Source organism: Shewanella inventionis (assembly GCF_014641855.1).
Classification (GTDB): domain Bacteria; phylum Pseudomonadota; class Gammaproteobacteria; order Enterobacterales; family Shewanellaceae; genus Shewanella; species Shewanella inventionis.
Window position 1 is genome coordinate 1 of the sequence record NZ_BMII01000066.1, and the last position, 10,957, is coordinate 10,957.

9 protein-coding genes are annotated in these 10,957 nt (G+C 42.3%); 7 read left to right on the plus strand and 2 right to left on the minus strand.

Going from position 1 to position 10,957, the window contains the following annotated elements; translation table 11 throughout:
- Positions 1 to 123: 123 nt before the first annotated feature.
- Both IEW93_RS20995 and IEW93_RS21000 read right to left on the minus strand, forming a co-directional pair.
- Complete coding sequence (locus IEW93_RS20995) at positions 124 to 672, minus strand: recombinase family protein (protein WP_188741161.1); 549 nt, start codon at positions 670 to 672, stop codon at positions 124 to 126.
- A gap of 355 nt (positions 673 to 1,027) precedes the next feature.
- On the minus strand, positions 1,028 to 1,699 hold the full coding sequence (locus IEW93_RS21000) for a class I SAM-dependent methyltransferase (RefSeq protein WP_188741162.1): 672 nt from the start codon (positions 1,697 to 1,699) through the stop codon (positions 1,028 to 1,030).
- A gap of 397 nt (positions 1,700 to 2,096) precedes the next feature.
- On the opposite strand from IEW93_RS21000, the gene fic reads away from it, so the two are divergent.
- The 7 genes from fic (at position 2,097) to IEW93_RS21035 (ending at position 10,890) form a co-directional block, all read left to right on the plus strand.
- Positions 2,097 to 3,209, plus strand: a complete 1,113-nt coding sequence (fic, locus tag IEW93_RS21005; protein WP_188741163.1) for a protein adenylyltransferase Fic — start codon at positions 2,097 to 2,099, stop codon at positions 3,207 to 3,209.
- A 66-nt stretch (positions 3,210 to 3,275) separates the two neighbouring features.
- A complete protein-coding gene (locus IEW93_RS21010) occupies positions 3,276 to 4,868 on the plus strand; it encodes a class I SAM-dependent DNA methyltransferase (RefSeq protein WP_188741164.1) in 1,593 nt (530 codons plus the stop codon).
- Positions 4,865 to 6,211 carry a restriction endonuclease subunit S gene (locus IEW93_RS21015; protein WP_188741165.1) on the plus strand — a complete coding sequence of 449 codons (1,347 nt, stop codon included), beginning with the start codon at positions 4,865 to 4,867 and terminating at the stop codon, positions 6,209 to 6,211. The genes IEW93_RS21010 and IEW93_RS21015 overlap by 4 nt, the downstream gene beginning before the upstream one ends.
- Positions 6,208 to 6,657: a hypothetical protein gene (locus IEW93_RS22160; protein WP_229706737.1), complete on the plus strand. Its 450-nt coding sequence runs from the start codon at positions 6,208 to 6,210 to the stop codon at positions 6,655 to 6,657. Before IEW93_RS21015 ends, IEW93_RS22160 begins: the two co-directional genes overlap by 4 nt.
- A complete protein-coding gene (locus IEW93_RS21025) occupies positions 6,657 to 8,396 on the plus strand; it encodes an AAA family ATPase (protein ID WP_188741166.1) in 1,740 nt (579 codons plus the stop codon). Before IEW93_RS22160 ends, IEW93_RS21025 begins: the two co-directional genes overlap by 1 nt.
- Positions 8,397 to 8,398: 2 nt before the next feature.
- A complete protein-coding gene (locus IEW93_RS21030) occupies positions 8,399 to 9,514 on the plus strand; it encodes a hypothetical protein (protein WP_188741167.1) in 1,116 nt (371 codons plus the stop codon).
- Positions 9,515 to 9,789: 275 nt separating this feature from the next.
- The gene (locus tag IEW93_RS21035) at positions 9,790 to 10,890 is read left to right on the plus strand and encodes a hypothetical protein (protein ID WP_229706738.1); all 1,101 of its coding nucleotides are present in this window, start codon (positions 9,790 to 9,792) and stop codon (positions 10,888 to 10,890) included.
- Positions 10,891 to 10,957: the final 67 nt, after the last annotated feature.

A 10,957-nucleotide genomic window follows, 5' to 3' on the forward strand; every position in this document is an offset into this window, starting at 1 on the left:
TTGAACTCAGTCAGTATTTGAGTCCAGTGGTCATGTTTTTGCAATTGATTCATAGCATCTCCTTTGTAAAGAAGCACTATGCCAAAGCCTGATTTTTATTGGAATGTGGGGTTAATTAACCGCTTACTCTTCTTTAAGAATTGAATAAACTGTAGATCTTCCTATTCCTAATTCCTTGGCTATATCAGTGGCTCCCATTTTACCTTTATGCAGTTCAAGTAACTTAACCCGATCAACAGAACGTTTTCGACCAAAAGCGACACCGTTTGCCATAGCGTCAATCCGACCTTCATTTGTACGTTCTAATATACGTTCACGTTCGGCATCAGCTACAGCACTTAGAATAGTAACAACCATTTTTCCCATTGTTCCTTCGGTACTTAAGCCTTCTTTAATAAAGCGAATGGCAATACCAGCTTTATCAAACTCTTTTATTAGTTTAATCATATCGGCAGTATCACTACCCAAGCGATCTAATCGAGTAACTAAAACAAGATCACCTTCCTCTACTTTTACTCGTAAAAGATTCAAACCCTCTCTATCCATATTAGATCTGCTACCAACATCAGAAAATATTCTTGATGGTTTAGCACCTTCAGCTTCAAGAGCTTGTTTTTGGAGTTTTAGTGATTGTTGGCTAGTTGATACTCGTGCGTATCCAAATTTTCTCATATATGTCTATTAAATCGAAAAGTAGAATTGTTGTCTATTTTATTAATGTAAACGATTTAGTAGACAATTAATACAATACATATCAAGCTGTCTATTATGTTATAAAATAATAGACAGTTTGATATACTGATATTTTACAAAAATATAGAGATAATAGATTACTATCTTGTTTGTAGAGTAAATGCCATTCATTTACATCATGGTCAGCCTGAATGAACTATGCAAAACCACTCCTGATATCGACAGTTTATTACCGTGAAATTTCAAAAAATAAGTGGTGTTCTCTGGACGCTTACAATTGAAGAACACTTTAGAGATACAAAAAGTGATCGTATCGGTATGAGTCTTGAGTATGCTAATTCAAAAACGCATAATAATTGACATTGATTTGTTCACCAAAACGATTGCTAATGATAAAGTCCTCATTAACAACATCAAAATTCCATTGATGTAATCCATAGTATTTAGCCGCTTTACCTTCATTACGATAATGGTTCAAATAAAAATAACACTTAGGCTTTAATACCCTAATAGCTTCTTCAATAACGGTAATGGGATTAAGGCAGTGATCTATGCTGTTACGTGCATGAATTAAATCAAATGAGTTTTCCTCAAACTGCTGACTAAGTCGTTCTCCTTCACCGTAACGAGTCCAATATTTAGGCTGTAAATTAAGTGCAGTCAGTATCTTACGGTATTTATTTGCCATAGGGTCGATAGGTACTAACTCGACTTCATGTCCATTATGTATTTTACCGACTTTACTCACTGGTCCTGCACCAATGTCTAACACTTTCACATTCGTTGTTGCATCACAGGGTAGTAACTCGGTTAGATCTGCTTGCAAAGGTGTATCGTGAGCAAAATGACGGGCTAATTTATCGCGATTATTTAACAAGTTTTGTTGATGAAATTCATCACCAACTAAAAGCAATGCCAGCTTCCATTTTACAAATTGGCCAAAGCCTGTATTAGGCAAATAAGGCGATATAGCCACAAAGAAACATCGATATAGTGTCTTACGCAAAATCCAGTTACCTATAAAATCAATTGCATCAGTATGATACACCAATATATATTGGCTTTTGTAATTAATCTTTAGACTCGTTTTTCAGTCAATAATGGTAAACGAATACCTTTAGCAAATGGGTTAGCGTAAACTTGCTTTATGCGGATAGATAAGCCTATTTTCTATACATCAGTTGAGCATATATAGTTTTTAGCTATGGCTATAGATATAACCGAATACGGAGCAGCGATACATAGGTGGCTGTAATGTTGATGCAATCGACATAACACCTCGAAATACTCACTATATGTCGATAAAGTTAGTTTTTATAAACATGTTATCTTTACATGTCGATTGAATCGACATAAGCTCACTGCAATATCTTTATATGTCGAAAAAGGAAGGTTTTTTAAACATGGAATGGCAAGCTGAACAAGCATACAACCATTTGGCCCCTTTACCGCTAGACAGCAAACTAGGGGAGTTGGCCGAAACCTTACCCATACTCAAAGCCTGTATTCCTGCTCGAGCAGCCCTTGCTGAATTAAAGCAAGCGGGTGAGCTACTGCCTAACCAAGGCTTGCTCATCAACTTACTGCCATTGCTTGAAGCACAAGGCAGTAGCGAGATTGAAAACATAGTCACCACCACAGACAAACTGTTTCAATATGCCCAAGAAGATAGCCAAGCCGATCCTATGACAAAAGAAGCGCTTCGCTATCGTACTGCGCTTTATCAAGGTTTTACTCAGTTAACCAGTCGGCCGCTATGTGTCACAACCGCATTAGAAATCTGCAGTACCATCAAGTCTGTACAGATGGACGTGCGTAAAGTACCTGGTACTAGCTTAACTAATCAGGCCACGGGTAAGGTTATCTACACCCCACCAGCAGGCGAGACTGTTATTCGTGATTTGCTAAGCAATTGGGAAGCCTTTTTACATAATCAAGATGATATCGATCCACTGATTAAAATGGCAATGGCCCACTATCAGTTTGAAGCCATCCATCCTTTTATCGATGGTAATGGTCGTACTGGCCGCGTGCTTAACATTCTTTACCTTATCGACCAACAACTGCTTAGCGCCCCCATCTTGTATTTAAGCCGCTATATCGTCGCTAATAAGCAAGATTACTATCGCTTGTTACTTAATGTGACTACTAAGCAAGAATGGCAACCTTGGATAATCTTCATGCTTAATGCAGTAGAGCAAACGGCTAAGTGGACCACACATAAAATTGCCGCTGCCCGTGAGTTAATTGAACACACCACCGAACATGTGCGACAGCAGTTACCTAAAATCTACAGCCATGAACTAGTACAAGTCATTTTTGAGCAACCCTATTGCCGCATTCAAAACTTAGTCGATAGTGGCTTAGCTAAGCGCCAAACCGCCTCAGTATATTTAAAGCAGCTATGCGACATTGGGGTACTACAAGAGGTGCAATCGGGCAAAGAGAAGCTATTTGTTCACCCTAAATTTGTCACTTTGATGACCAAAGACAGTAACCAGTTCAGCCGCTATTAATCTAATAAACCGTAAATTCATATTCAGTCAGTGCCCAATAGGCCTAAAAGAAAAGAGCAAAATCCAATGAGCAACAACGACATCGTACAAAAATTATGGAACCTGTGTGACGTACTCCGTGACGACGGCATTAACTATTCTGACTACGTGACTGAGCTAGTCTTGCTGCTGTTTATTAAAATGGTGCACGAGAACACCGAGGCGGGCTTACTCAATAAGCACACCTTGCCAATAGGTTGCCGCTGGACAGATTTAAGTGACAAAGACGGCCTAAACCTGCTTGATGACTATAAGCGTATGCTACTGACCCTATCTACAGGTAAAGACAGCGAGGGTAACACCCTACATGCAGACCCATTAATTTTAGCCATTTATGCCGATGCCCAAACCCGCTTGCGTGAGCCACGTCATTTAAAGCAATTAATTAAGTCATTAGACTCAATTGACTGGTTCAGTGCCCAAAAAGATGGCCTAGGTGATTTGTACGAAGGTTTGTTAGAAAAAAACGCTAACGAGACCAAATCAGGCGCAGGCCAGTACTTTACCCCGCGTGCGTTAATTGACTCTATGGTGCGAGTGATCAACCCACAAGCTGGTGAAGTTATCCAAGATCCCGCTGCAGGCACCGCAGGTTTCTTGATAGCCGCCGACAGCTTTATTAAAGCCAAAACCGATGATCATTTTGATTTAGATGCTAAGCAGGTCGAATTTCAAAAGAATAAGGCCTTTATCGGTGTCGAGCTGGTCCCCTCAACACGCCGCTTAGCATTGATGAACTGTTTACTGCATGGCATGGAAGGCGACGATGAAGGCGTAGTCCACTTAGGTAACTCATTAGGCCAAGTCGGCATGAGTTTACCCAAAGCCGATGTGATTTTAGCTAACCCGCCGTTTGGTACCAGTAAGGGCGGTGATGCCTCTATCACCCGAGATGATTTAACCTATCCCACCAGCAACAAACAGCTGGCGTTCTTACAGCACATTTACCGCAACTTAAAGCCAGGTGGCCGCGCCGCCGTAGTATTGCCTGATAACGTGTTATTTGAAGCGGGCGTCGGTACCGATGTGCGCCGCGACTTAATGCATAAGTGTAACCTGCACACTATTTTACGTTTACCGACAGGTATCTTCTATGCCGCGGGCGTAAAGACTAACGTGCTGTTCTTCACCAAGGGATCAGAGGCCGACAAACTGCAGGAAGAAAACTGCACCACTAATACCTGGCTCTATGACTTACGTACTAACATGCCTAACTTTGGTAAACGCACCCCATTTGGTGCCCAGCACTTAACCCCGTTCGAGGCTGTATGTAATGTAGCGTTAGTTGAACGAGTGGAAGGGGAGTGGAGCTTTAATGCCGAAGAGGCGGAAGTCGATGATTCAGTTGTTAATCAAGATATAGACGGAAGCGAGAAAGCGCAGCAAAGAGTCGCCCATAGCCGCTGGCGTGTATTTAGTCGTGACTTTATTCGCGACACCAAAGGTGACTCGCTAGATATATCATGGCTAAAAGACGCCAACAGTGTCGATGCCGCCGACTTAGGCACACCGGAAGAATTGGCCGGCGAAGCCATGACCGAGCTGAAAGGCGCCTTGGCCGATCTTGAAGCTTTGATGAAATCACTAGGTGCTGAGTTAGAAACTGAGGTGAAGGGATGAGCCAAGTGATTCCTGATAGCTGGGTGAATTCAAAGCTTGAAGACGTAGTCGACTCCATTGTGGGCGGTGGTACACCTAGTAAAGCAGTTAGTTCGTATTTTCAGGGTGATATCCCTTGGATGTCAGTAAAAGATATGAACAAGAATGAACTTGTCGATACTGTTGATCATATTTCGCAAGAAGCTGTTGAAAACAGTAGTACCAATGTGATTCCTGCAGGGACACCTATTGTTGCCACTCGTATGAGTTTAGGCAAGATTGTTACAGCCAGTTTTGATTCTGCAATCAACCAAGATCTGAAAGCTTTATTCGTAAACCTTAACGTTGAGAAACCGTACCTTGTTTATTGGTACCGTTCTATTGCTAATTTGATTGAATCATTAGGTACTGGTACAACAGTTAAAGGCATTCGATTAGAGATTTTAAAGGGATTAGAGTTCCCACTACCACCATTAGCCGAACAAAAGGTCATTGCCGACAAGCTGGATGAATTGCTGGCGCAGGTGGAAAGCACTAAAGCCCGCCTCGATGCCATCCCCACCATCTTAAAATTATTCCGCCAAGCCGTTCTCGCCGCCGCCGTCAGCGGTGAGCTGGTAGCAGAAAAACCTAAATATCGAGAATATGACTTATCTGATATTTCAGAAAAAATTACTGATGGTGAACACATTACACCCAAGACTTTAAGTCATGGAATACCTCTTTTATCTGCAAAGGATGTACAAGAAAATGAACTACTTTTTGAAAATGTAAAATATGTTTCAAGAGAGGTAGCTGATAAGGCTATTTCACGATGTAATCCAGAGTTTGGTGATATTCTAGTTGTTAGTCGTGGTGCAACAGTTGGCAGAACACATCTAGTGAAAATTGATGATGAGTTCTGTTTAATGGGTAGTGTTCTACTGATAAAATTAAACCAAAATATCGTAATGTCAGAGTATATGGAGCTAGTATTTAAAGATTCCAACGGCCAAAAGCAGCTCATAGCAACTTCAGGCTCATCTGCACAACAAGCAATATATATACGAGACGTTAAAAGCTTCAAACTTGAACTCCCATCCAAATCTATTCAAAACGAAATCGTCCGTCGTGTCGAAGAACTTTTCGCCTTCGCCGATAAAGTCGAAGCGCAGGTTAATGCAGCACAAACACGAGTTAATAACCTCACCCAGTCGATACTGGCTAAAGCCTTCAGGGGCGAATTAACTCAAGAGTGGCGCACTGCGAACCCTGAACTCATTTGCGGCGAAAACAGCGCACAGGCTTTGCTTGAGCGTATAAAAGCTGAAAGAAAAAAGCTCAAGCCCGCAAAGAATGCGCGAGCTAAAAAGGCTAAGGTATGATGGGTGCTATCTATTGTTTGAATTTAACTGGTGGTGCAGAGCAAACCGAAATTGCTCGTATAATCCCTGATACTCGGCCTTCGGTCCTGCTTTCTGCAGTCCAAAATCGTTCCCGACGATTTTGTGTCCGTCGTGTCGAAGAGTTATTTGCCTTCGCCGATAAAGTGCAAACCATGTCCCTATGGTTTGTCCTTCGGACCAGCTTGCAACTGTCCAAATTTGATCCCATCAAATTTGTCGAAGTGCAGGTTAAAGAAGCACAAACGCGTGTCAATAACCTCACCCAATCAATACTCGCTAAAGCATTCAGAGGTGAACTGACAGCCGACTGGCGCGCTGCAAACCCTGAACTGATATCCGGTGAAAACAGCGCCGAAGCCTTGCTGGAAAAAATTAAAGTTGAGCGTCAATCCATGCAAGGCACAAAAACAAGGAAGAAAGCCTGATGCGTCTATTATCCCTGAGCTTACGTGGTCGATATAAAGGATTGGAAGATCAACAGTTTGACTTCTCAGAGTCTACTGGACAAGCCATTGCATTGGTAGGACTGAACGGCTCTGGTAAGTCACAACTGCTTGAGCTAATTGCGGAATGTTTCGCCTTTTTAGAACGAGTCCAGCGGCCAGATTTTAAAGTGAAAACACCTCTGGATTTTGGTTTTGCCCTAGAGTACCAACTTCATGATAGCAACAGCTCATTTGGTGGTATCACTTGGGGAGGTTCACTTGCTCAGTTTAGTGACGTGATTAACCCGAAATACTACATTGAAGTCGATGCGACAAGTAAGACTCCGCAGGTGTTCGCTTGCTTTGACGATGAGCGGAGTCTGATTCCTTTAGATGATCTGCCATTGCCGCGCGTGGTGGGCTACTCCTCTGGTTTAAATGAAAATCTTCAGTGCAGCTTTTTGAAAAATGCCAATCAGCTCTATGAAGGGCTTACCACTAGAGCAAGTCGGCGTAAGCAATTAAGTTCGATAGAAAAAGAGCATCGCTATAGCAATAATGAACAAAGCCAAATGCGCTATCAGCAAGGTGTTGAAGCTCTGAACGAGCGATTCCTTAGGCGATACCCTCATTTGTTTTCTCAGGATGTCACCGAATTTGGAACTGGCGTTGACCGGGTTACCTATGTAAACCCGTTGTCACTTATGGAGACCTCACTGCGTTCGAGCACCCATGTTTTTCTTGATTATGATAGTGCTCAGTTGGCTATTGCCTCTTTGGCGATATCTAACCGACAGCACTTGCTGCAGGCACTTGAAGGCACCACTTTTAATGAGCCAGTGTTAATGGAACTGGAGTATGACCTTAAGAACTGGGTGGTTGAAGAGGACTTGGCAAACGATATCAAGAAGTTTATTGATGACGCACTACCTTACAATGTCAAGGGCATAGGACCGCGAACTTCATTCGATGAATATGAGGAGTTTAACCTGGATTATCTGCGCGGAAAAATTGAGTTAGACTTTCAGGAAGCGCAAGTAACTCAATTTTTGGCTCAGTCAAATTTTGACAGTAGTCTAAGGATGTTTGAGCGCCTGTATCGTATTCAGCAACTAGGATTAAAGACGTTAGATCGTAAAGTACGCAGTGAGCTCAAAAACGACAACTATTTTGGCCCAGTGAAGAAGCCATTGAAGTCCAAGTTGCCGCTTGCAGTTAAGTTGTTACAGTTGGCAGATCAGAATGGTAGGGTTGTTAGTTATGATGACTTATCCGACGGTGAGGCACAGTTACTGCAGGTGTTAGCCATCCTAACGCTGTATAAAGATGAACAAACCCTGTTTTTATTCGATGAGCCGGAAACCCATTTAAATCCTGCCTGGCGCACCCATTTTTATCGTTTTTTGCAGCAGGCGTTAGGGGCTGACAATGAGAATGCCCAGGTGTTCGTGGCGACCCACTCCCCCTTTATGATTTCGTCACTGCATCAACAAAGTGTGTTTATGTTTGAGCGCAATCAAGATAACACCATCAGTTACCGTTTACCTTCTGAAGAGACCTATGGAGCTTCCTTTGATGTGCTGATCAAGCAGTTTTTTGGGCTCGAGTCACTGATCTCGCATACTGTGGTTGAAGAGATCCGCCGCAGGATAAATGAAGATAGAGAAGGTGTCGTTGAGTGGCTTGAGACCTTAGGCAAGTCGCCAGAGAAATCCTATCTCATTAAAAGGTTGGGGTGAGAATGCTGTTTCCATTAGAACAAAATACCCCGGAGTTTGCTGTTTTCACTGCGCTCAATGGTGAGCTTTTGTATTTCCTTGAACATGCAATTCCAGCCGGTGGTTTTAATCGCCAGAGTTTATCAGATACGCCGTTGGGCTTGGCTTGCTGGAATAACAAGAAAGTACCGGATGGAAAGGGGTTGCTTACTTGGGATAAGTTCAAGACGTTGCATGAAGCCCTGCAGACAGAGCCTGAGGCCCTAAGACGAAGGTTATATGAAACGGTGTGTGACAATCAGAACTTTGAGGAACTGTTCCAGCAACGAAGGCATGATTTGTTGACATTCATGCCAGCTCCTTTGATGGAAAAACTGCAATCTTTGTGTTACCACCTTTACGTGGGTACAAAGGGGCTGGGGGATGTAAAAGCTGCCGCTGGTGGCGTAGATATCGATATACACTTTACTGACTTTAAGACTGTGAACGGCGAGGTTTGCCGAGCGTGTGGACTAGAGGTAGTCGCTCCTTTAAGAGCGAATGTGCCAGATGCGCAGCAGTGGCGAGCCGATTATGATCACTTTCTCTGTAAATCCAAATACCCTATTTTTGCAGTACATCCTAAAAACCTGTTTCCAATATGCCGAACCTGTAATCAGGATGCCAAAAAGACCAAAGACCTGTTTTTTTGCAATACAGTCAGACAGCAGAGGTTCAGCTTTTATCCATATACCGAAGGCGCAAGTGGGCTGGTGGCGTTAGAGATTGATCTAGATGATATTTCGCCAAAAGTCAGGGTTAGGCTTGATTCAGAAGACCCTGTTTTAAAGAGTAAACTGGATACTTGGAATGATGTTTTTGAAATCAAAAATTTGGTTGAAGGTCGTTATCTGCCGCTAGAACATTATGTGTCTGATAGGATCAGACCACGAAACTTATTAGATCTGCAAGCTCAAGTAGCAAGAGAGCTGAATCCTCCCTCTGTAGCTGCATTAAAACGGACTGAAGGTGTATTTTGGGATCATAAGCTTTATGTGGCACTGTCGCGGATAAATCTCGACCTTGTTTGGTCTGTAGTCGAATTTCAAGAGCAAGAACACGGCGCCCCAGGCGGTGAAGCAATACTGGCAGGAGCTTAATTGCCAATTCAAGGAGGATAGATGATCGTTCAGTACGAATCCACTTTCGACGTAGCCAAGACTTCACGCCTAGGCCTTGCTTGATCGCATCAAAGCCGAACGTGAAGCCTTAGCCGTTAAAAAGACACCAGCTAAAAGTACAACAGTAAAAAAGCGACAACATAATGTAAAAATGGTCGCTGGTGGAATGATGATCACCAAGGATAGAAAAGTATTGAGGTTTAGTGGATAACTTGTAATTCAAAATCAAAACTAAAAAAAAGGGAATAGTAAATATGGTCACACTGCCAGCTTCTCTAACGATAGAGAAAATTGAGGATGTCATATCCAAAATATGTGAAGGACAAGGTAATCAAGAGTTAGCGCTGTCTATCTCGTCAAAGGATCTTGCATTTGGAGGATACGCAGCAGCAATTCAGGCTGTGAATACTTGGGCTCGTTTTAATGAAAAACGAGAACTTGTTATTAAAGCAAGTTCTGCAGAGGTTGAAGAACAATTAGCGAACATTGTTAAATCGCCACATAAGTTTACAGCAGCAATGATGGCTAAAACGGCTAATTTAAATATCGAACCTAATTTAGATGTGAGAAAAGCAGTAAACAGTTTAGCCAAGGCTGCAATTGAACATCAGCCTGCAAACTCTTATGGCCAACATCATGGACGACTTTGCTGGTATTCCTTTGTTGACCATAGTACCAAGGGGTTTGATCGTAACTTCTATCTGTCTTCGCCAACGCAACATGCTACACCACAAAGCTTAGAGCAGATAACAAATATAATTAGCTCTATGGTGAAAAAGTCCTCAACTGTTGCTGGTGGAGGCGTTCTTCCTAAAGCTGAGAGTGTGAATGAATTAGGTCGCATGTTTTATGAGTTATTCGTCAATACCCATGAACATGGTAGCCGTGATAAGAATAGAAATGCATGGCTAAAACCAGCAAGTAGACTTATTTATACCTATGGCATTAATTTAACTGACGATGCAGTGTCTAACTCAATTAACAATGACGAAGCCTTACAAGGCTATTTGGCTGCGTTAAAGAATACTAATCGTTCAACTAATCGATTCATTGAGATAAGTATTGTCGATGCAGGGTTAGGATACTGCGGTCGTTGGCTTGCTGATAATCCTAAAGATGGGATTCTGGATCAAATTTCCATTTCAGAAGAGTATGAAATACTTAAAAAATGCTTCAAATTTAGAAGTACGTCCTCAAACAGCTTAGTTAAAGGCAATGGTTTACCAGCAGTGATGGCAAATCTCACTCATTTAAACGGATTTATGAGGGTGAGGAGTAATAGATTAGCTTTATATCGTGAGCTTACGGCAGCATGGCGTGACATAAGTAATAAAGCAAAAAATCTGGTTTCTTAAATTTCAGGCACGGCAATACTTAGGCCACTGGCCCAAGCATTGCTTGATTATGAGCGGTTTATTATTG

What these genes read in the sequence shown, in the direction of transcription:
- IEW93_RS21015 (WP_188741165.1), top strand. Translation starts at nt 4,865, where the DNA reads ATGAGCCAAGTGATTCCTGATAGCTGGGTGAATTCAAAGCTTGAAGAC.
- IEW93_RS22160 (WP_229706737.1), top strand. Translation starts at nt 6,208, where the DNA reads ATGATGGGTGCTATCTATTGTTTGAATTTAACTGGTGGTGCAGAGCAA.
- IEW93_RS21010 (WP_188741164.1), top strand. Translation starts at nt 3,276, where the DNA reads ATGAGCAACAACGACATCGTACAAAAATTATGGAACCTGTGTGACGTA.
- IEW93_RS21025 (WP_188741166.1), top strand. Translation starts at nt 6,657, where the DNA reads ATGCGTCTATTATCCCTGAGCTTACGTGGTCGATATAAAGGATTGGAA.
- IEW93_RS20995 (WP_188741161.1), bottom strand. Translation starts at nt 672, where the DNA reads ATGAGAAAATTTGGATACGCACGAGTATCAACTAGCCAACAATCACTA.
- IEW93_RS21030 (WP_188741167.1), top strand. Translation starts at nt 8,399, where the DNA reads ATGCTGTTTCCATTAGAACAAAATACCCCGGAGTTTGCTGTTTTCACT.
- fic (WP_188741163.1), top strand. Translation starts at nt 2,097, where the DNA reads ATGGAATGGCAAGCTGAACAAGCATACAACCATTTGGCCCCTTTACCG.
- IEW93_RS21035 (WP_229706738.1), top strand. Translation starts at nt 9,790, where the DNA reads ATGGTCACACTGCCAGCTTCTCTAACGATAGAGAAAATTGAGGATGTC.